The sequence below is a fragment of the Variovorax sp. genome (assembly GCF_965279555.1).
GTDB lineage: Bacteria > Pseudomonadota > Gammaproteobacteria > Burkholderiales > Burkholderiaceae_C > Variovorax.
Genome location: NZ_OZ257247.1, coordinates 3,988,221 through 4,008,722, shown reverse-complemented (window position 1 = coordinate 4,008,722; position 20,502 = coordinate 3,988,221). Strand labels below are relative to the sequence as shown.

Annotated in this window: 19 protein-coding genes; 15 read left to right on the top strand and 4 right to left on the bottom strand. The window is 67.3% G+C overall.

All coding sequences use genetic code 11. The features are described 5' to 3' along the window. Positions 1-9 precede the first annotated feature (9 nt). On the top strand, positions 10-672 hold the full coding sequence (locus tag ACQY8B_RS18955; protein WP_422088115.1) for an HAD family hydrolase: 663 nt from the start codon (positions 10-12) through the stop codon (positions 670-672). On the opposite strand, the gene ACQY8B_RS18950 is transcribed toward ACQY8B_RS18955, so the two are convergent. Beyond that, the gene (locus tag ACQY8B_RS18950; protein WP_422088114.1) at positions 618-1,286 is read right to left on the bottom strand and encodes a lipocalin family protein; all 669 of its coding nucleotides are present in this window, start codon (positions 1,284-1,286) and stop codon (positions 618-620) included. The genes ACQY8B_RS18955 and ACQY8B_RS18950 overlap by 55 nt on opposite strands. 256 nt (positions 1,287-1,542) lie before the next feature. Here ACQY8B_RS18950 and tal point away from each other — a divergent pair, with 256 nt between their 5' ends. The 3 genes from tal to ACQY8B_RS18935 all read left to right on the top strand — a co-directional run bounded on the left by tal (position 1,543) and on the right by ACQY8B_RS18935 (position 4,528). Continuing rightward, complete coding sequence (gene tal, locus ACQY8B_RS18945; RefSeq protein WP_422088113.1) at positions 1,543-2,499, top strand: transaldolase; 957 nt, start codon at positions 1,543-1,545, stop codon at positions 2,497-2,499. 2 nt (positions 2,500-2,501) lie between these two features. Further along, positions 2,502-4,055: a glucose-6-phosphate isomerase gene (pgi, locus tag ACQY8B_RS18940; RefSeq protein ID WP_422088112.1), complete on the top strand. Its 1,554-nt coding sequence runs from the start codon at positions 2,502-2,504 to the stop codon at positions 4,053-4,055. Between the two features lie 140 nt (positions 4,056-4,195). After that, complete coding sequence (locus tag ACQY8B_RS18935; RefSeq protein ID WP_422088111.1) at positions 4,196-4,528, top strand: DUF805 domain-containing protein; 333 nt, start codon at positions 4,196-4,198, stop codon at positions 4,526-4,528. A 44-nt stretch (positions 4,529-4,572) separates the two neighbouring features. Here ACQY8B_RS18935 and ACQY8B_RS18930 read toward each other — a convergent pair whose 3' ends face one another. Both ACQY8B_RS18930 and ACQY8B_RS18925 read right to left on the bottom strand, forming a co-directional pair. Next, positions 4,573-5,622: a 4-hydroxythreonine-4-phosphate dehydrogenase PdxA gene (locus ACQY8B_RS18930; RefSeq protein ID WP_422088110.1), complete on the bottom strand. Its 1,050-nt coding sequence runs from the start codon at positions 5,620-5,622 to the stop codon at positions 4,573-4,575. Between the two features lie 38 nt (positions 5,623-5,660). Next, positions 5,661-6,644 carry a Bug family tripartite tricarboxylate transporter substrate binding protein gene (locus tag ACQY8B_RS18925; RefSeq protein ID WP_422088109.1) on the bottom strand — a complete coding sequence of 328 codons (984 nt, stop codon included), beginning with the start codon at positions 6,642-6,644 and terminating at the stop codon, positions 5,661-5,663. A 93-nt stretch (positions 6,645-6,737) separates the two neighbouring features. On the opposite strand from ACQY8B_RS18925, the gene ACQY8B_RS18920 reads away from it, so the two are divergent. The 11 genes from ACQY8B_RS18920 to xylB all read left to right on the top strand — a co-directional run bounded on the left by ACQY8B_RS18920 (position 6,738) and on the right by xylB (position 18,661). Continuing rightward, positions 6,738-7,667 (top strand): LysR family transcriptional regulator, encoded by a 930-nt coding sequence (locus ACQY8B_RS18920; RefSeq protein WP_422088108.1) that lies wholly within the window; start codon positions 6,738-6,740, stop codon positions 7,665-7,667. Positions 7,668-7,861: 194 nt separating this feature from the next. Continuing rightward, the gene (locus ACQY8B_RS18915; RefSeq protein WP_422088107.1) at positions 7,862-9,172 is read left to right on the top strand and encodes an ABC transporter substrate-binding protein; all 1,311 of its coding nucleotides are present in this window, start codon (positions 7,862-7,864) and stop codon (positions 9,170-9,172) included. 146 nt (positions 9,173-9,318) lie between these two features. Beyond that, positions 9,319-10,176 (top strand): carbohydrate ABC transporter permease, encoded by an 858-nt coding sequence (locus ACQY8B_RS18910; RefSeq protein WP_422088106.1) that lies wholly within the window; start codon positions 9,319-9,321, stop codon positions 10,174-10,176. A gap of 12 nt (positions 10,177-10,188) precedes the next feature. Beyond that, positions 10,189-11,025 carry a carbohydrate ABC transporter permease gene (locus ACQY8B_RS18905; RefSeq protein ID WP_422088105.1) on the top strand — a complete coding sequence of 279 codons (837 nt, stop codon included), beginning with the start codon at positions 10,189-10,191 and terminating at the stop codon, positions 11,023-11,025. 17 nt (positions 11,026-11,042) lie between these two features. Next, positions 11,043-12,083 (top strand): ABC transporter ATP-binding protein, encoded by a 1,041-nt coding sequence (locus ACQY8B_RS18900; RefSeq protein ID WP_422088104.1) that lies wholly within the window; start codon positions 11,043-11,045, stop codon positions 12,081-12,083. An 83-nt stretch (positions 12,084-12,166) separates the two neighbouring features. Then, positions 12,167-13,558 carry a D-arabinitol 4-dehydrogenase gene (gene dalD, locus ACQY8B_RS18895; protein ID WP_422089077.1) on the top strand — a complete coding sequence of 464 codons (1,392 nt, stop codon included), beginning with the start codon at positions 12,167-12,169 and terminating at the stop codon, positions 13,556-13,558. After that, entirely contained in the window at positions 13,555-14,343 is a 789-nt protein-coding gene (locus tag ACQY8B_RS18890; RefSeq protein ID WP_422088103.1) for an L-iditol 2-dehydrogenase, read from the top strand. The genes dalD and ACQY8B_RS18890 overlap by 4 nt, the downstream gene beginning before the upstream one ends. Before the next feature lie 181 nt (positions 14,344-14,524). Next, on the top strand, positions 14,525-15,196 hold the full coding sequence (locus tag ACQY8B_RS18885; protein ID WP_422088102.1) for a transaldolase family protein: 672 nt from the start codon (positions 14,525-14,527) through the stop codon (positions 15,194-15,196). A gap of 31 nt (positions 15,197-15,227) precedes the next feature. Next, positions 15,228-16,196 carry a carbohydrate kinase family protein gene (locus ACQY8B_RS18880; RefSeq protein ID WP_422088101.1) on the top strand — a complete coding sequence of 323 codons (969 nt, stop codon included), beginning with the start codon at positions 15,228-15,230 and terminating at the stop codon, positions 16,194-16,196. 11 nt (positions 16,197-16,207) lie between these two features. Next, the gene (locus tag ACQY8B_RS18875) at positions 16,208-17,164 is read left to right on the top strand and encodes an AraC family transcriptional regulator (RefSeq protein WP_081268082.1); all 957 of its coding nucleotides are present in this window, start codon (positions 16,208-16,210) and stop codon (positions 17,162-17,164) included. Positions 17,165-17,194: 30 nt separating this feature from the next. After that, on the top strand, positions 17,195-18,661 hold the full coding sequence (gene xylB, locus ACQY8B_RS18870) for a xylulokinase (protein WP_422088100.1): 1,467 nt from the start codon (positions 17,195-17,197) through the stop codon (positions 18,659-18,661). 160 nt (positions 18,662-18,821) lie between these two features. Here xylB and groL read toward each other — a convergent pair whose 3' ends face one another. Then, positions 18,822-20,474 (bottom strand): chaperonin GroEL, encoded by a 1,653-nt coding sequence (gene groL / locus ACQY8B_RS18865; RefSeq protein ID WP_422088099.1) that lies wholly within the window; start codon positions 20,472-20,474, stop codon positions 18,822-18,824. Between the last annotated feature and the right edge of the window lie 28 nt (positions 20,475-20,502).

Below are 20,502 nucleotides of genomic sequence, written 5' to 3'. Positions count from 1 at the left end.
AATGGCGCCATGAACGTGGTTTTCGATCTTGGCGCCGTGCTGTTCGCATGGGAGCCCACCCGCCTGGTACAGACTCACCTGGCGTCCCATGCACCCACCGAGGCCGCCGCGGCCGCGATGGGGCGGGCGCTTTTCCATCACGACGACTGGACCGGCTTCGATTGCGGCACCCGCACGCTGGATGACGCCATCGCCCGCATGTCGGCCCGGCTGGCACTGCCGCCGGAGCCGCTGCACGCCATGCTGCAGGGGCTGGGCGAGCGGCTGGAGCCCATCGGCGTCACGGTCGGGATGCTCGAGCAGCTCATAGAACACCGCGAAGCCGGCCAGCCGCTGCGCCTGTACTACCTGTCGAACATGCCCGCGCCCTACGCCCGGGCCATCGAGCGCCGGCATGCTTTCATGCGGCGCTTCGACGGCGGGGTGTTCTCGGGCGACGTGAAATTCCTCAAGCCTGAGCGCGAGATCTACGAGGTGCTGGCCATGCGCTACGGCCTCGACCCCGAGCAGACGGTGTTCATCGACGACTCCGCCGCCAACGTGGAAATGGCGCGTGCCTTCGGATGGCACGCCATCCATTGCACCTCGCCGGCCATGCTGCCGTCGCAGCTGCAGCGTTACCTGCCGGTCAACACGACCTTGTCGGTGTCGAACCCCAGGCTGCGGGCGTAGTCGAGCTCGGCCTCCAGCACCGCGGCATCGAGCCGTGGCGCGCGCGACAGCACCCACAGGTACTGCCGGTCCGGCGTGCCGACCAGCGACACCTGGTATTCGCGGTCGAGCTTCAGGATCCAGTAGTCGCCCCACACCAGCGGCAGCCAGCTGAGCCATGCCGGGGCAAAGCGCACTTCGAGGCGGCCCGCGCCGGGCTGGCCCGCAACGGGCACCACGCGCGCGGTGCCGATGGCTTCGTCGAAATTGCCGTCCTCCCGCACGCAGCGGTTGAGCACCTGCACGGTGCCGTCGGGCTGCGGCGTGTATTCGGCGGTGACGGGGCCCGCGCATTGTTTCTGGAAGCGGTTGGGCAGGCGGGCCTGCTCATGCCACATGCCCGCATAGCGCTGCAAATCGACCGGCGCCACCACCTGCAGCGGCGCGCGCATCAACGGAGCGCCATCGGCCGGGCCGGCGGGCTGGGCGCGGGCGGTGCGCGCCGCGCCCAGCGCCAGCCAGGTCGCGACGCCGCCCACCACGAAGGCCGTGGCCATGGCGCCGATCGCATGGCTGGTGCGGCGGTCGTCGAAGGGTCGGACGGCGGGCGCCGTGGGGCGCGGGCGTTGGGTCATGGGGCACTCCTGGAAAGGATGGAAAAGTTCAGCATCCGCTTCAGGGTAAGTGGGGAGCGGGCGCCCGGCCGTCAGTCGCGGACCACAGCCGCTGTAGGGCGAGGAGGCCGGACGCGCCGCACGAGGAATCGGACAACCCCACGGGCATCAGGCTGATGGAGCCGCGCGGGAACCCGTGCTACGGTGCGCATGAAAACATCGGCCAACGCGCAACTGCGTGCAGGACTTGTCATAACCCGCACAGGATAATGATTTCATGAACCAACTCGATGCCCTCCGCCAGTGGACCACCGTTGTCGCCGACACCGGTGACTTCAAGCAACTCAGCGTTTCCAAGCCGCAGGACGCGACCACCAATCCGTCGCTGATCCTCAAGGCCGTGCAGAAGCCCGAATACCGCCCGCTGCTCGACGAGACCGTGAAGAAGCACGCTGGCAAGCCGCTCGACGAGGTCATCGACCGCCTGCTGGTGCGCTTCGGCACCGAAATCCTCTCCATCATTCCGGGCCGCGTGTCGACCGAAGTCGACGCCCGCCTGTCCTTCGACACCGCCGCGACCATTGCCCGTGGCGAGCGCATCGTGGCGCTCTACAAGGCCGAAGGCATCGACACCGAGAAGCGCCTGCTCATCAAGGTGGCTTCCACGTGGGAAGGCATCGAGGCCGCGCGCGCGCTCGAGCAGAAGGGCATCCGCACCAACCTGACGCTGCTGTTCTCGTTCGCGCAGGCCGTGGCCTGCGGCGCCGCCGGCGTGCAGCTCATCTCGCCCTTCGTGGGCCGCATCTACGACTGGTACAAGAAGTCGGCCGGCGCCAAGTGGGACGAGGCCGCCAGCGCCGGCGCGAACGACCCCGGCGTGAAGTCGGTGCGCGAAATCTTCAACTACTACAAGCAGCACGGCATCAAGACCGAAGTGATGGGCGCGAGCTTCCGCAACGTCGGGCAGATCAAGGCGCTGGCCGGCTGCGACCTGCTGACCATCAGCCCCGAGCTGCTGGCCGAGTTGGCCGCCAGCAACGAGCCGCTCGAACACGCGCTCGACGCCAAGGCCGCGGCCAAGGGTGACGCGCCGAAGGTGAGCTACGACGAAGCCGGTTTCCGCTTCGCGCTCAATGAAGATGCCATGGCCACCGAGAAGCTCGCCGAAGGCATCCGCGCCTTCGCGGCCGACGCCGTGAAGCTCGAAAAGCTCATGCAGGAAAGCGGCAAGTAAACATGGCCATGCAACTTCGCTGCGACCGTGCGCCGGCCTGGGCGCAGCTGCAGTCCGCCTTCGAAATCGCTGGCCGCCAGTTCGACGTGCGCCACGCCTTCGTCGACGACGCGGGCCGATTCGATCGCTTCAGCCAGGAGGCGCCCTACGTCTTCGCCGACCTGTCGAAGAACCTGATCGACGCGCGCACCGAAGAGCTTCTGCTCGCGCTGGCCCGCGAATGCGGCCTCGAGGCGCACCGCGACGCCATGTTCGCCGGCGAGCACATCAACAACACCGAAGACCGCGCGGTGCTGCACACGCTGCTGCGCGCACCGGCCGATGCGCCTACAGGCCCGAAGACCGCGAACGAGCTGCGCGAAGTGCACGCCACGCTCGACGCGATGCTGGCCTATGCCGAGAAGGTGCGTGCCGACCATACGATCACCGACGTGGTCAACATCGGCATCGGCGGCTCCGACCTCGGCCCGCAGATGGCGGTACTGGCGCTGGCCGAGTTCGCCGCGCCGGTCAAGCGCTTCCACTTCGTGTCGAACGTCGACGGCCATGAACTGGCGGGCGTGCTGAAGGGCCTGGCGCCCGAGCACACGCTGTTCCTCATTGCCTCGAAGACCTTCACCACGGCCGAGACGATGACCAACGCGCAGTCGGCCAAGCGCTGGTACGAGCAATCGGGCGGCACCGACATCGCTGGCCACTTCGCGGCGCTCACCACCAACGTGGAAGCGGCAAAGAAGTTCGGCATAGACACCACCTTCGGCTTCTGGGACTGGGTGGGCGGGCGCTATTCGCTGTGGTCGGCCATCGGCCTGCCGATTGCGCTGGCCATCGGTGCCGACGGTTTCCGCCGGCTGCTGGCGGGCGCGCATGCGATGGACGAGCACTTCCGCACCGCGCCGCTCGAGCGCAATCTGCCGGCGCGCCTGGGCCTGCTCGACGTCTGGTATCGCAACTTCCACAAGTTCACGAGCCGCAGCATCGCGCCGTATCACAGCGCGCTGAAGCGCGTGCCGGCCTACCTGCAGCAGCTCGAGATGGAAAGCAACGGCAAGCAGGTCGATGCAGACGGCAAGCCCGTGGCCTTCGGCACTTCGCCGGTGCTGTGGGGCGAGCCGGGCACCAACGGCCAGCATGCCTACTTCCAGATGCTGCACCAGGGCACGGACGTGATCCCGCTCGAATTCGTGGCGGTGCGCGACGCCTCGCATGACCTCGAAGGCCATCACCCGAAGCTGCTGGCCAACGCGCTCGCGCAGGCACAGGCGCTGATGGTCGGCAAGCTCGACGAGGGCGGCCACAAGAACTTCCCGGGCAATCGGCCGAGCACCTTCTTCGTGTTCGAGAAGCTCACGCCCGAATCGCTGGGCGCCTTCCTCGCGATGTACGAGCACCGCGTGTTCACCAGCGGCGCGCTGTGGGGCATCAACAGCTTCGACCAGTGGGGCGTGGAGCTGGGCAAGGTGCTCGCCAGGGACATCGAACCGCGCCTTGCGTCGGGTGACATCACCGGGCTCGACGCTTCCACGGCCGGCCTCCTCAAGCGCCTCGGTAGCTGAATCAACCGCTGAAAAATGCACTGGATAAGCCGTTTGTTTGCGAACGGATGGCTGTTTTTGGCTGTATTTGTGGTTGAAAGATGCGCCGATATGATCGGCCCAGGGAAATTCCCCTGGGGTCAATCAAGAGGAGCCGGTAAATGGATTTTCAAACAGCGGTCAAGACCTGTCTCAACAAGTACGTGGACTTCACCGGGCGCGCATCGCGCTCCGAGTTCTGGTGGTTCGTGCTTGCGCAGCTGGTGGTTCTCATCGTGGCAAGCCTGATTCATCGGTTCCTGTACGGCATCGCGGCCCTGGCCCTGCTGCTGCCCGCGCTGGCCGTGGGAGCGCGCCGCCTGCACGACATCGGCAAGAGCGGCTGGTTCCTGTTGCTGGCGCTCATCCCGCTCGTCAACCTCGTGCTGATCTACTTCTACGTGCAGCCGACCCAGCCCGAGCCCAACAGCTACGGCGAACCGCCGACCGCCTGAGTTTTCAAATGAAAGGGCCGCGCAAGCGGCCCTTTTTGTTTGGCTCACCCCACCGGCTTGCGCACAGGCGCGCCGCTGGCCATGCGCACGCACAGGTCGAAGGCCTGCTGCAGCCCCTCGATCTGCGCGATGCCCCGGCCCGCGATGTCGAAGGCGCTGCCGCTGGCCGACGTGGCCACCGGCACCGGCAGGCCGCCGTGCAAGGTCACGCCCTGCTCGAAGCCCATGAGCTTCATCGCGATCTGGCCCTGGTCGTGGTACATCGACACCACCGCGTCGACATCGCCGCGCCGGGCACCGATGAACACCGTGTCGGGCGAGAACGGCCCGCGCGCGTCGAAGCCTTCGGCGCGCAGCTGCTCGATGGCCGGCGCGATGATTTCTATCTCTTCCATGCCGATCGAGCCGCCGTCGCCCGCGTGCGGGTTGAGCCCCGTCACCGCGATGCGCGGATGCGCCACGCCCGAGCGGCGCAACGCGGCGGCGATGATCTTCACCGCGTCGCTCACGCCCTGCACCGTGATGTGGCTCGCCACGTCCTTCAGCGGAATGTGCGAGGTCACGCGCGAAGTCCAGAGCGAGCCCGTGAGGTTGAACTCGCAGACGAAGCCGGTGACGGCAAAGCGCTCCTGCATGTAGCGCAGTTCGTCCTCGTGCACGAGGCCGCCCAGGCGCAGCGAGTGCTTGTTGAGCGGCGCGAACAGGATCGCCTCGGCCTGGCCGCGCCGCACTGCCAGCGTGGCCAGCTCCAGCGCCTCGAACGACGCCCGGCCCGATTGCTCGTTGGATTCGCCGAGCACAGGTTCATGCCCTTGCATCCAGTCCTGCGCGAGCAGGGTGGGGCGGCCGTCCTCGAAGCGCAGCGTGTCGAGGCTGTCGGCCCGCAGCACGTCGAGCTTCGCGCCCGCCACCCGCTCGCCGGCCGCGAGCACGACCGGGTCTGCGATCAGCAGCACACGGGCCGCGTCCAGGTTTCGCTGGCGCGCCAGCAGCTTCACGGCCATCTCGGGGCCAATGCCGCTCGGGTCGCCGAGCAGCACGACGATGCGGGGTTTGGCGAGGGTCACGCCGGGGGTTGGGGATGAGGTGGGCATGTTGTCGGATGCGTTGTGAAAAAAAGGTAGCGGCCGGCTCACTCGGCCTTGATGTCGGCGTCGCGCACGAGCTGGCCGTAGTGCTCGAACTCCTGCCGGTTCATGGCCGCGAAGGGCTCGCCCGTCAGGGCGCCGGGTTCGCCGCCCAGCGCCTTGATGCGCGCCTGCACGTCGGCCAGCTTCAGCGTGTGGCCGAGTTCGGCGCTCAGCCGCTCGACCGCGGGGCGCGGCGTGCCGGCAGTCACGTAAAGGCCGTACCAGGTGGACACGTCGGCGCCCTTGACGCCCTGCTCGGCCAGCGTGGGCACGTCGGGCAGCTCGGGCGAGCGCTGGGGCGCGCTCACGGCCAGCGCGCGGAACTTGCCGGCCTTGATCTGGCCCATGGCCGAGGAGGTGCTGTCGAACATCATGTCCACCTCGCCCGCCATGATGTCGACGTGCGCCTGCGAGCTGCCCTTGTACGGCACGTGGATCGACTTCATGCCGGTGGCCAGGTTGAAGGCCTCGCCGCCCACGTGCTGCGTGCTGCCGATGCCCGAGGACGCGTACTTGAAGCCGCCCGGCCTGGCGGCCATGGCCGCCACGAGGTCCTTCACCGATTTGTAGGGCGAGCTGGCAGACACCACCAGCACGTTGGGCATCACCGCCACCAGCCCGATCGGTTGCAGGTCTTTGAGCGGGTCGTACTTGAGCTTGAGGATGTGGGGCGCCACCGCCTGTGCCGTGTTGGTGGCCAGCAGCAGGGTGGCGCCGTCGGCCGGCGCGCGGGCCGTGAGTTCGCCCGCGATGGTATTCGATGCGCCGGGGCGGTTCTCGACCACCACCGTCTGCTTGAGGGCCTGCGAGAACTTGTCGGCCAGCACGCGCGCCAGGATGTCGGTGCCGCCGCCGGGCGAGGCGCCGACCAGGATGCGCATCGGCTTGTCGGGGTAGGGCGCCTGCGCATCGGCCGTGAGCGGGGCCGTCGCGAGCAGCATGGCCGCCGCCAGCCCCGCCGCGCGGGCCAGGAAAGAAAGCTTCATCGGGTTGTCTCCAGCTTGTTATGGCGTTGAGCGTACGGAGCTTCGCGTTCGCGATCCAATCGAAAAAGCCCGGGAGTCCATATACTTTTGTGCATGACTTCCGGCCTGACCGACGCTTCGCTGATGCTCCACGTGCGCCCGCGCCAGCTGCTTCTGCTGGCCCGGCTCGACACCCACCGGCACCTCGGCCGCGCGGCGGAGGCCATGAACATCAGCCAGCCGGCGGCCACCAAGCTGCTGCAGCAGCTGGAAGACTCGCTCGGCGAACGGCTCTTCGAGCGCCTTGCGCGTGGCATGGAGCCCACTCCTTACGGCAAGATCCTGATCCGCTATGCCCACCGCGTGCTCAGCGACTTCGGCACCGCCCGCGAGGAGATGCTGGCGCTGCGCTCGGGCCTGAGCGGCGCGCTGCGCGTGGGCAGTGTGCCGGGCGCGGTGCCCGAACTGCTGGCGCCGGCGCTGGTGGAATACCACCGTCGCCATCCTCAGGTGGCCGTGTCGGTGGTGGTGGAGACCAGCGACGTGATACAGGCGCAGCTGGAGCAGGGCGACGTCGACCTCGTGCTGGGCCGGCTCACCGACGGGCACGACGAGGCGAAGTACGCGAGCGTGCCGCTGCTGGGCGAGTCGCAGGTGGTGGTGGTGCGCGCCGGGCATCCGGTGTTCGAGCGCGCCAACCTCGCGCTGGCGGACATGGCGCACTGGTCGTGGGTGCTGCAGCCGCCGGGCTCGCCGCAGCGCGGGCGCTTCGAGGCGGCCATGCGCGAGGCCGGCATCCGGGCGCGGCTGGACATCATCGAAACGGCATCGCCGATTGCGATCACGGCGCTGCTGGAGAACTCCGACATGGCGGCCGTGATGCCCGCCTCGCAGGCCAGCCACTACGCCCGGCTGGGCGTGCTGCGCACCGTGCCGATCGAGCTGCCGGTGCGCGTGCCGCCCATCTGCCTCATCACCCGCGAGGGCCGGCCGCTGTCGCCGGCCGCGGTGCAGTTCCGGCGCCAGTTGCTGGGCGGCGCCTGAGGCGGTAATTGAGGCCTTTGGACCGCCCCTCATGCATGCTGTATTGCGCTGACTAGGGAATCTCCCAGTCAACCGGTGCATGAAAGTACCAGCACCGACATTCGAAGTACCAAAACCGCAAGCGCGTTTCTCCAGAATTCGGCCACGGCGACCCGACAGGCACAACAGGGCGTCGCTCACCTCTAGGAGACAACATGAAGCGTTTTCTGAAAGCGGGCTTCGTCCTCGCACTCATCGGCACGGGCGTCGTTTCCCAGGCCGCCACCGAACTCGTGATCGCGACCGTCAACAACGGCCACATGATCGAGATGCAGAAGCTCACACCCTTCTTCGAGAAAGCCAACCCCGACATCAAGCTCAAGTGGGTCACGCTGGAAGAAGGCACGCTGCGACAGCGCGTGACCACCGACATCGCCACCAAGGGCGGCCAGTTCGACGTGATGACCATCGGCCTGTACGAAGCGCCGATCTGGTCGAAGAAGGGCTGGCTCAAGCCCATTGCCACCGATGCCGCCTACGACATCGACGACCTGCTGCCGGCCATCCGCAACGGCCTGTCTTACGAGGGCAAGCTCTACGCGGCTCCGTTCTACGGCGAAAGCTCGATGCTCATGTACCGCAAGGACCTGGCCGACAAGGTGGGCGTGAAGTTCTCCGACCAGCCGACCTGGGCGCAGGTGAAGGAGTTCGCCGACAAGGCCAACGACCCTAAGAACGGCGTGTACGGCATGTGCCTGCGCGGCAAGCCGGGCTGGGGCGACAACATGGCCTTCCTGACCACGCTGGTCAACACCAACGGCGGCCAGTGGTTCGACATGCAGTGGAAGCCGCAGATCGACACCAAGCCCTGGAAGGACGCCATCACCTTCTACGTCGACATGATGAAGAAGGACGGCCCTCCGGGCGCATCGGCCAACAGCTTCAACGAGAACCTGGCGCTGTTCAACGAGGGCAAGTGCGCGGCCTGGGTCGACGCGACCATTGCGGCTTCGTTCATCAGCGACCCGAAGCAGTCGAAGGTGGCCGACAAGGTGGCCTTCGCGCAGGCGCCGACCGCCGTCACGCCCAAGGGCGCCAACTGGCTGTGGTCGTGGAACCTCGCGATTCCCGCCAGTTCGACCAAGGACGACGCGGCGCAGAAGTTCATCAAGTGGGCCACCTCCAAGGACTACATCAACCTGGTGGCCAAGGAAACCGGCTGGGCCTCGGTGCCGACCGGCACGCGCAAGTCGATCTACGCGAACCCCGAGTTCCAGAAGGTCGCGAAGTTCGCCGAGGCCGAGAAGAAGGCCATCGACAGCGCCAACCTGACAGACAGCACGCTGCCCAAGTCGCCGTACGTCGGCGTGCAGTACGCGGCCATTCCCGAGTTCCAGGCCATCGGCGTGGCGGTGGGGCAGCAGATGAGCGCGGCGCTGGCGGGCAAGGTCACGGTGGACCAGGCGCTGAAGACTTCGCAGACGGCTGCCGAGCGCGAGATGAAAAAGGGCGGGTACTACAAGTAAGTCCTCGGGCTTGCTCCCTCCCCCGCTGGGGAGGGTAGGGGTGGGGGCTCGCGGTGCATCGTTCGGTGCCGCGCCTGATCGGCAGCCCCCATCCCAGCCTTCCCCCAGCGGGGGAAGGAGCCAGGGACCACAAGAAGGGATACCTCATGAAACGACTCCTGCCCCGCGCCCTCATGGCGCCCGCGGTGCTCACGCTCTTCCTCTGGATGATCGTGCCGCTGCTGATGACGTTGTACTTCTCGTTCGTCAACTACAACCTCATGCAGCCCGGCGAACACACGTTCGCGGGCATCGAGAACTTTCACTATTTCGTCACCGACCCCGACTTCTGGCCGGCCACATGGAACACGCTGCTGCTGATCGGCAGCGTGATCATCATCACCGTGGTTCTGGGCGTGCTGCTGGCGCTGCTGGTGAACGAGCCCTTCCCCGGGCGCGGCATCGTGCGGGTGCTGCTGATCTCGCCGTTCTTCGTCATGCCCGCGGTCAACGCGCTGCTGTGGAAGCACATGATGATGAACCCCATCTACGGCGTGCTTGCCGACCTGTGGCGCTTCTTCGGCGCGCAGCCGGTGGACTGGCTCACCGACTTCCCGCTGCTGTCGGTGATCATCATGGTGGCCTGGCAGTGGCTGCCATTCGCCTGCCTGATCTTCATCACCTCGCTGCAGTCGCTCGACCGCGAGCAGATGGAGGCCGCGCGCATGGACGGCGCGAGCTCGGTGCAGCGCTTCTTCTATCTCACCATTCCGCACCTCGGCCGCCCGATGGCGGTGGTGATCATGATCGAGATGATCTTCCTGCTCAGCGTGTTCGCCGAGATTGCCATCACCACCAACGGCGGCCCGGGCAACGCGAGCACCAACATGACCTACATGATCTTCAAGCAGTCGCTCATGAACTTCGACGTGGGCGTGGCCTCGGCCGGCGCGCTGTTCGCGGTGGTACTGGCGAACATCGTGGCCGTGTTCCTCATCCGGATCATCGGCAAGAACCTCGACTGAGGCACGCAAGCCATGCAACAACAACAAGCCCCCAGCAACTTCCTGCCGCAGGCCATTCGCACCGTGGGTGCGTGGGCCGTCACGCTCGTGCTGTTCTTTCCGCTCGGCTGGCTGTTCCTCACGGCCTTCAAGACGGAATTGCAGGCCATCCACGTGCCGCCGCTCTTCATCTTCGAGCCCACGCTCGACAACTTCGGCGAGGTGCAGCGCCGCAGCGACTACCTGCTGTATGCGCGCAACTCGCTCATCACCAGCCTGGGCTCGACCATCATCGGGCTGCTGATAGCGGCGCCGGCGGCGTATTCGATGGCTTTCTTTCGCACGAAGAGAACGCGCGACATCCTGATGTGGATGCTCTCCACCAAGATGATGCCGGCCGTGGGCGCGCTGGTGCCGATCTACGTGCTGGCGCAGACCGCCGGCATGCTCGACTCGCTGCCTGCGCTGACCATCGTGTTCACGCTGTCGAACCTGCCGATCATGGTGTGGATGCTCTACAGCGCCTACAAGGACATCCCCAACGAGATCCTGGAGGCCGCGCGCATGGACGGCGCCAGCCTGTGGACCGAGTTCCGCCACGTGGTGCTGCCGCTGTCGGTGGGCGGGCTCGCATCCACCGGGCTGCTGTGCCTGGTGCTGAGCTGGAACGAAGCCTTCTGGGCGCTCAACCTCACCTCCGCCAAGGCCGGCACGCTGGCCACGCTGATCGCTTCGTACTCCAGCCCCGAGGGCCTGTTCTGGGCCAAGTTGTCGGCGGCCTCGCTGATGGCCATCGCGCCCATCGTCGTGTTCGGCTGGTTCAGCCAGAAGCAGCTCGTCCAAGGCCTGACCTTCGGTGCCGTCAAGTAAAGAAAGGGAGACATCTCATGGCCTACCTCGAACTCAAGAACATCAAGAAGAGCTTTGGTGACATCCACATCATCAAGGGCGTCGACCTGCAGATAAAGAAGGGCGAGTTCATCGTCTTCGTCGGGCCCTCGGGCTGCGGCAAGTCGACGCTGCTGCGGCTGATTGCCGGGCTGGAGCCCATCACCAGCGGCAACCTGCTGCTCGACGGCAAGGACATCACCTGGACGCCTTCGGGCAAGCGCGACCTGGCGATGGTGTTCCAGAGCTACGCGCTCTATCCGCACATGAGCGTGTACGACAACATGTCGTTCGCGCTGAAGCTGGCGGGCGTGTCCAAGGCAGAGATCAAGACCAAGGTCGAGTACGCGGCCAAGACGCTCAACCTCACGCAGTACCTGGACCGCACGCCCAAGGACCTGTCGGGCGGCCAGCGCCAGCGCGTGGCCATCGGCCGCGCCATCGTGCGCGCGCCCAAGGTGTTCCTGTTCGACGAGCCGCTGTCGAACCTCGACGCGGCGCTGCGCGGCAACACGCGGGTCGAGATCCACAAGCTGCACCGCGCGCTCGGCGCGACCACCATCTACGTCACGCACGACCAGGTGGAAGCCATGACGCTGGCCGACCGCGTGGTGGTGCTCAAGGACGGGCTGATCGAGCAGGTCGGCACGCCGCTGGAGCTGTACGACCACCCGGCCAACCAGTTCGTCGCGCAGTTCATCGGCATGCCGTCGATGAACATGGTGGCCGCCAATGCCATTCCCAGCTTCTCGGCCGCCACCGGAGGCAGGCTGCCGAGCGACGGCTTCCTGGGCGTGCGGCCGGAAGGCCTGCGCGTGCATCCGAAGCAGGGCGCGCCGGTGAGCGATGTGCAGGGCCGTGTCGAACTCATCGAGGCGCTGGGCGCCGACACGCTCATCCACGTCGACGTGGGCGGCGTGCCGCTGATCGCGCGGCAGAACGACCGCACGCCGCTGCAGGCCGGCGACGACGTGGCCGTGGAGCTCGATCCGTCGGTGCTGCACCTGTTCAACCGCGAAGGCCGCTCGGTCGCCGCGTGATCGATCCAGATTTTTTCAACGCCTTTTCAACGGACATTCCCGTGACCATCGCGCAAATTCCACCGGCTCCCACGGAGTTCACGGTGCTTCATCTCGGCCTGGGCTCGTTCCATCGGGCTCACCAGGCGGTGTACCTGCAGCGGCTGATCGAGGCGGGCGACACCCGCTGGTCGCTGTCGGGCGCCAACATCCGGCCGGACATGGCCGACATCGTCGCGGCGCTGCAGGCGCAGGGCGGGCGCTACACGCTCGAGACCGTGTCGCCCGCCGGCGAATACCGCTACGAGCAAATCGACGCCATCCGCGAGGTTCTGCCGTGGGAGCGCTCGCTGGCGAACGTGGTCGCGCGCGGCGCGGCGCCGTCGACCCGCATCGTGTCCTTCACCGTGACCGAGGCCGGCTACTACCTCGACAACAAGGGCAAGCTGGACCTGTCGTTCAGCGACCTCGCTGCCGATGTGGAGCGTGCCCGCAAGGGCGAGGCCGGCGGCGACAACGTGACCATCTACGGCGCGGTGTGCGCCATCCTGCGCGCGCGCAAGGCGGCCGATTCCGGCGCCGTGACGCTGTTGAACTGCGACAACCTGCGCCACAACGGCGAGCGCTTTCGCGCCGGGCTGCTGGAGTTCATCGAACTCGCGGGCGATGCCGGCCTGTTGGCCTGGGTGAACGCGAACACGCGCTGCCCGAACGCGATGGTCGACCGCATCACGCCGCGTCCGCCGCCCGAGCTGCGAGCGCGAGTCAAAGCCGCCACTGGGCGCGACGACACGGCGGCCATCACCGGCGAGAGCTTCATCCAGTGGGTCGTCGAGGACAACTTCGCGGCCGGCCGCCCCGACTGGGGCCGCGTGGGCGTGGAACTGGTGGAGTCGGTGCAGCCGTATGAAGAGGCCAAGATACGCATCCTCAACGCCACGCACAGCTGCATTGCCTGGGCGGGCACGCTGGTCGGGCTGGACTTCATCCACGAAGGCACGCACGACGCGGCCATCCGCAAGATGGCTTTCGACTACGTGAGCGACGACGTCATTCCCTGCCTGAGCCCGAGCCCGATCGACCTTGCGGCCTACCGCGACGTGGTGCTCGACCGCTTCGGCAACCCCGCCATACGCGACACCAATCAGCGCGTGGCGGCGGACGGGTTCTCGAAGATCCCCGGCTTCATCGCGCCGACGGTGCGCGAGCGCCTGGCGGCCGTAAAGGGCATCGACAGCGTGGCGATGCTGCCCGCGCTGTTCCTGGCCTTCCTGCAGCGCTGGCACAAGGGTGCGCTGCCCTACGCCTACCAGGACCAGGGCATGGACGAAGCGGTGGCGCATGCGATCTGCGATGCGGCCGACCCGGTTGCTGCGCTGTGCGCCGATGCGGGGCTGTGGGGCAACATCGCGGGCGACGCCCGGCTGGTCGAAGCGGTGCGCCGCGCCGGCGAGCGCGTTGCGCGCTTCGTAGCAGAAGCAGGGAGCAAGCCATGAGCGCCCGCCTTCAAGACCGGCATGTGCTTCTTACCGGCGCGGGCGGCGGCATCGGCCTGGCCGTGGCGCAGGCCTGTATCGCCGAGGGAGCGCGCTGCACAGTCGTCGACCGCGCCACCGCCGCGCCCGACGCGGTGCGTGCGCTGCAGCAGGACCAGCCGGGCAAGCTCGCCTACATCGCTGCCGACGTGACCGACACCGCCGCCATCGTCCACATGCTGGCGCAGGCGCAGGTGGCCTTCGGGCCGGTGCACACGCTGTTCAACAACGCCGCGGTGTTCGACCTCGCGCCGCTGCTGGACAGCGACGAGGCATCCTTCGACAGGCTGTTCGCGGTCAATGTGAAAGGCATGTTCTTCGTGATGCAGGCGGTGCTGCGGCACATGGTGGAGGCGGGCACGCAGGGCGCGTCGGTCATCAACATGGCCTCGCAGGCCGGACGCCGGGGCGAGGCGCTGGTGTCGCACTACTGCGCGACCAAGGCGGCGGTCATCAGCTACACGCAGAGCGCCGCGCTGGCGATGGCGCCGCACGGCATACGTGTCAATGGCATTGCGCCCGGTGTGGTCGATACGCCGATGTGGGACCATGTCGACAGCCTGTTCGCCAAGGCCGAGGGCCTGCCGCCCGGAGAGAAGAAGCGGCAGGTCGGGCTGGCGGTGCCGCTCGGCCGCATGGGCGTGCCGGACGATATCGCGGGGGCGGCGGTGTTCCTCGCCAGCGACGAGGCGCGCTACATCACGGCGCAGACCTTGAATGTCGATGGCGGTAATGTCATGTCTTGAGCTGGGTTGTCGATGAGATCGGTTCTTGTTTTTCCGTGGCCTTGTTCGGGGGGCGCTCACGCCGGCGGGGTACCTTGCTCCGCGAATGTTCTCCGCCGGCCGGGGGAAATTCGCGGAGGGAGTACCCGGTGCCCTGTGCACGCACCCCGAAACAGCCCGGCTCGCCAGTAGGAAGCAACCCATGAACGAAGACTTCCACCTGTACCTCGACAGCGCCGACCTGGCGGAGATAGAGACCTGCCTGCCCCACCCGGTGGTGCACGGCGTGACGACCAACCCGACGTTGCTCAAGCGTGCGGGCGTCGGCCGCGCCGCCGTGCCGGGGCTGCTCGCGCGTTGCATCGAACTGGGCGCACGTCAGGTGCAGGCGCAGGTCTGTTCGGAACACCTCGACGGCATGCTCGAAGACGCCCGAGCGTTGTTGCAGCACTTCGACCTCGGCCAACTCGTCATCAAGATCCCCGCCACGCGGCAGGGCCTGGACGCCGGCGCGCGGCTCATCGCGCAGGGCGTGCCCGTCACCTGGACCGCCGTGTACGCGCCCGAGCAGGCCCACTTCGCGGCGCAACTGGGCGCGGCCTATGCGGCGCCGTACCTAGGGCGGCTGGAAGACGCGGGCATCGACGGGCTGGCGCTGATCGCGCAGATGCAGTCGCTGGTGGCGCGGCGGCCGGCCTCGGGTACGCGGCTGCTGGTGGCCAGCATCCGGTCGCGCGAGGCGTATCTTTCGCTGCTGGGGCTCGGCGTGGGCGCCATCACCATTCCGCCGCGGCTGTTTGCCGAACTGCTCGACCATTCCGCCACACTGTCCGCCGAGCGCGGCTTCCTGGCCGATGCGCGCACCTTGCCCTGACCGACGACACAAGAATCCCGACCCACACACCATGCGCATTGCACTCACGGGCGAAGCCCTGATCGATTTCACCGCCGGAGAGGCGGGCACCCTGGCATTCCTGGGCCATGAAGGGGGCTCGCCGCTGAACACCGCCGTGGCCTGCGCGCGGCTCGGGCAGCCGACCGGCTTTCTCACGCAGCTGTCGACCGACCTGTTCGGCGAACGGCTGATGGGCTTTCTGCAACGCAACGGCGTGGACACCAGCTTCATCCTGCGCAGCGGCGCGCCGTCGACGCTGGCCTTCGTCGAGCGCACGCCCCAGACCAACCGCTACGCCTTCTACACGCAGGGCAGCGCCGACGCCACCTGGGCGCCCGAGCCGCTGCCCCAGCTGCCGGCGGAGTGCCGCTTCCTGCACTTCGGCTCTATCTCATTGCTGCAAGACCCGGCCGCCACGCGCATCGCCGACCTCGTCGCCGCGAACCGGGGGCAGCGCGTGGTCGTGTTCGACCCGAACGTGCGGCCCAGCCTGATCACCGACATGGCCGCCTATCGCAAGCGGGTGACCGGCTGGTTCGGCATGGCCGACCTGGTCAAGCTGAGCGACGAGGATGCGGGGTTGCTCGCACCTGGCCAGCCGGTCGACGCGCTGGCCACCGACTGCCTGGCGGCCGGCGCGCGCGCCGTGATCGTCACGCGCGGCGGCGACGGCGCCACGCTCTGGCGCGCCGGGCACGCGCCGATCACCGTGGCCGCGCCGCGCGTCGAGGTGGTCGACACCATCGGCGCGGGTGACACCTTCACGGCAGGGCTGTCGGTGTCGCTGCTGGCGCACGGCGTCGAAAAGCCGGAGCAGCTCGGCGAACTGGGCGACGACTCATGGCGCGAGGTGATGGCCTTCGCCGCCACCGCCGCCGCCCTCAACTGCACCCGCGAGGGTGCCGATCCACCCACGCTGGAGGCGGTTCACGCCGCGCTGGCGAAGAAAGAAAATACGGCTGTTGCTTCCCGGTCCTGAACCGTGCCGCCATGACGACGTCCACACGCAAACGCTCGGTCCCCCGCCAGCGCCAGCCCGAACTGGAGCGCGACTTTGCGCGCTCCCCCTCGCTGGGCTACGAGGCGCCCGAAGAAACCGGCCTGGTGCGCTGCCTGGCGCACGGCTTCCCCAGCCCGCTGGTGCGATGGCACTTCCATGAAGACTATGAGCTGCACCTGATCACCGAGACCTCGGGCAAGGCCTTCATCGGCGACTGGATCGGGCCGTTCCAGCCGGGGCACCTGGTGCTGTGCGGGCCGCGCCTGCCGCACAACTGGATCTCGCTGGACGTGCCCGAAGGCGGCGCGGCGGGGCGCGACCGGGTGATCCAGTTCCGCCACGAACCCATCGAGAGCGCGGCCGCCGGCATTCCGGAGCTGCGCGAAGTGATGCAGCTGCTGGAGCGCGCGCGCCACGGCATCGAGTTCTTCGGCATGTCGCAGCAGGCGCAGGCGCACTGGGACCGCATCAAGGCCGCGCGCGGCGTGCGGCGCCTGGGCCTGTTCCTCGACTTCATGGCCGATCTCTCGCAATGCACCGACTACCGGCTGCTGTCGAGCGTGCAGATGCAGGGCGCACAGGGCGCGGACGGCGACGCGCAGGTCGACCAGATCAACGGCATCGTCAACCGCATCACCAACAACATGGCCGACCCGATCTCGATGTCCGACGTGGCGGCCGAGCTGGGCATGAGCGAGAGCCGCTTCAGCCGCTTCTTCAGGCGCTCCACTGGCAACAGCTTCACCGACTTCGTCAACCGCGTGCGCATCAACAGCGCCTGCCACCTGCTGATGCAGACCGACCACTACGTGACCGACATCTGCTACCAGGTGGGCTTCAACAACGTGGCCAACTTCAACCGGCGCTTTCTCGAGATCAAGGGCATGACGCCCAGCGAATTCCGCCGCCAGGCCGACACGCGCTTCGGCGGCGGCATTTCTTCCTAAGCTTCCCAAGCACGAAACCAGGGGCTCATCTTGTATCTGGGACTCGACCTCGGCACGTCCGAGCTCAAGGCGCTGCTGCTCGCCGACGATCACCGCATCGTCGGCGTGGCGCGCGCGTCGCTCACTGTCCAAAGGCCGCATCCGCTGTGGTCGGAGCAGGCGCCGGCCCAGTGGTGGCAGGCGCTCGAACAGGTCATGGCGCAACTGCGCGGGGCGCATGGCGAGGCGTTGTCGGCGGTGCGCGCCATCGGCCTGTCGGGGCAGATGCACGGCGCCACGCTGCTCGACGCAGCCGGCGAGGTGCTGCGGCCCGCGATCCTGTGGAACGACGGGCGCAGCGGTGCGCAGTGCGAGGCGCTCGCGCGGGCGGTGCCGCGGCTCGGCGACATCGCAGGCAACCTCGCGATGCCGGGCTTCACCGCGCCCAAGCTGCTGTGGGTGCGCGAGCATGAGCCCGAAGTCTTTGCACGCGTGGCGCGGGTGCTGCTGCCGAAGGACTGGCTGCGCTTCATGCTCAGCGGCGAGGCGGTCAGCGAGATGTCGGACGCGGCGGGCACGCTGTGGCTCGACGTGGGTGCGCGCGACTGGTCCGACGAACTGCTCGCCGCCACCGGGCTGACGCGCGCGCACATGCCGCGGCTGGTCGAAGGCAGCGAGGTTTCGGCGCTGCTCAAGCCCGAACTTGCGTCACGCTGGGGCCTGCAGGGCAGCGTGAAGATCGCGGGCGGCGCGGGCGACAACGCCGCCAGCGCGGTCGGCATGGGGCTGGTCGAACCTGGGCAGGGCTTTGTCTCGCTGGGTACTTCGGGCGTGGTGTTCGTGTCGACCGACCGCTTCTTGCCGAACCCCGCGCAGGCGATGCACGCCTTCTGCCATGCGTTGCCGAAGCGCTGGCACCAGATGTCGGTGATGCTCTCCGCCGCGAGCGCGGTGAGCTGGGCCGCGAAGACCTTCAAGTTTGCCGACGAGGCCGCGCTGCTCGAAGCGGCGGCATCGGTGCCGATGCTGCAGCGCGAGCGCTGCCCGCTGTTCCTGCCGTACCTGTCGGGCGAACGCTCGCCGCACAACGACCCCAATGCCCAAGGCGTTCTCTTCGGGCTCACGCATGCACACGGACCGGCGGAAATCGCCTACGCCGTGGTCGAGGGCGTGAGCTTCGGCCTGCGCGACGGCTTCGACACCCTGCGGCTGCCGGCCGATATGCCGCTGCGCGAAGTGGCGCTGGTGGGCGGCGGTGCACGCAGCGTTTGGTGGGGGCAGTTGCTGGCCGACATCTTCCAGGTTCCGCTCACGCTCTATGCGGGCAGCGAGACGGGCGGGGCGCTGGGAGCGGCCCGGCTGGCGTGGCTGGCCGACGGGGGCGAGGTCGGGAAGGTTTGCGCGCTGCCGCCGGTGAAGCAGCAGTTGGTTGCCTCGACCGAAGGAGCCGATGTCCACAGGGCGAGGCATGCGCGCTTCCAGGCGCTCTACAAGGCGGTGCAGGCGCAATTCCAGTAGCAGAGCGATCACGACCGCCCATGAAAAAAGCCCGGCGCAAGCCGGGCTTCTTTCATTTCGCGAGACACCGCGGATCCGGCTCTGCCGGTCCGCAGGTGTCGCCCCCGGTAGGGGGCAGGCGCAGCGGACACGAAGTGCCGCGCAGCCTGGGGGCGAGCAATTACATGCCCATGCCGCCCATGCCGCCCATGCCGCCCATGTCGGGCATGCCGCCGCCGGCTGCGGCTTCGTCCTTGGGTGCGTCGGCAACCATGGCTTCGGTCGTCAGCAGCAGCGAGGACACCGAAGCGGCGTTCTGCAGTGCGGTGCGGGTGACCTTCGTCGGGTCCAGGATGCCCAGCTCGAGCATGTCGCCGTACGTGTCGTTGGCGGCATTGAAGCCGTAGTTGCCCTTGCCGGCCAGAACCGCGTTCACCACCACCGAGGCTTCGCCGCCGGCGTTGTTCACGATTTCGCGCAGGGGGGCTTCGATGGCCTTCAGCACCAGCTTGATGCCGGCGTCCTGGTCGGCGTTGTCGCCCTTGACGCGGTCGCCCACGGCTTGCTTGGCACGCAGCAGAGCCACGCCGCCGCCAGCAACCACGCCTTCTTCCACTGCAGCGCGGGTAGCGTGCAGGGCGTCTTCGACGCGAGCCTTCTTTTCCTTCATTTCGACTTCGGTGGCGGCGCCAACCTTGATCACGGCAACACCGCCGGCCAGCTTGGCCACGCGCTCCTGCAGCTTTTCACGGTCGTAGTCGCTCGTGGCTTCTTCGATCTGCACGCGCACTTGCTTCACGCGGGCTTCGATGTCGGCAGCAGCGCCGGCGCCGTCGATGATGATCGTGTTTTCCTTGCCCACTTCGATGCGCTTGGCCTGGCCCAGGTCGGCCAGCGTCACCTTTTCGAGCGTCAGGCCCACTTCTTCAGCGATGACCTTGCCGCCCGTCAGGATGGCGATGTCTTCCAGCATGGCCTTGCGGCGGTCGCCGAAGCCAGGAGCCTTGACGGCCACGACCTTCAGGATGCCGCGGATCGTGTTCACGACCAGCGTAGCCAGGGCTTCGCCTTCGACTTCTTCGGCAATGATCAGCAGGGGACGGCCAGCCTTGGCGACTTGTTCCAGCGTGGGGAGCAGGTCACGGATGTTGCTGATCTTCTTGTCGAACAGCAGCACGAAGGGGTTGTCCAACAGCGCCGATTGCTTCTCGGGGTTGTTGATGAAGTAGGGCGACAGGTAGCCGCGGTCGAATTGCATGCCTTCGACGACGTCCAGTTCGCTTTCGAGCGACTTGCCGTCTTCGACAGTGATCACGCCTTCCTTGCCGACCTTGTCCATCGCGTCGGCGATGAGCTTGCCGATGGTTTCGTCGCTGTTGGCCGAGATGGAGCCGACTTGAGCGATTTCCTTCGACGTGGTGGTGGGCTTCGAAGCCTTCTTCAGCTCTTCGACCAGGGCCGTCACGGCCTTGTCGATGCCGCGCTTCAGGTCCATCGGGTTGATGCCTGCGGCCACGTACTTGAAGCCTTCGCGAACGATGGCTTGAGCCAGCACGGTAGCGGTCGTGGTGCCGTCACCAGCGTTGTCGCTGGTCTTGGAGGCCACTTCCTTCACGAGCTGGGCACCCATGTTCTGCAGCTTGTCCTTGAGTTCGATTTCCTTGGCGACCGACACACCGTCCTTGGTGACGGTGGGGGCGCCGAACGAGCGCTCGAGCACCACGTTGCGGCCCTTGGGGCCCAGGGTGACCTTGACTGCGTTGGCCAGGATGTTCACACCCTCGACCATGCGTGCGCGGGCTTCACCGCCGAAGACTACGTCTTTTGCTGCCATGTTTGTTTACTCCAGAAATTAGATCTAA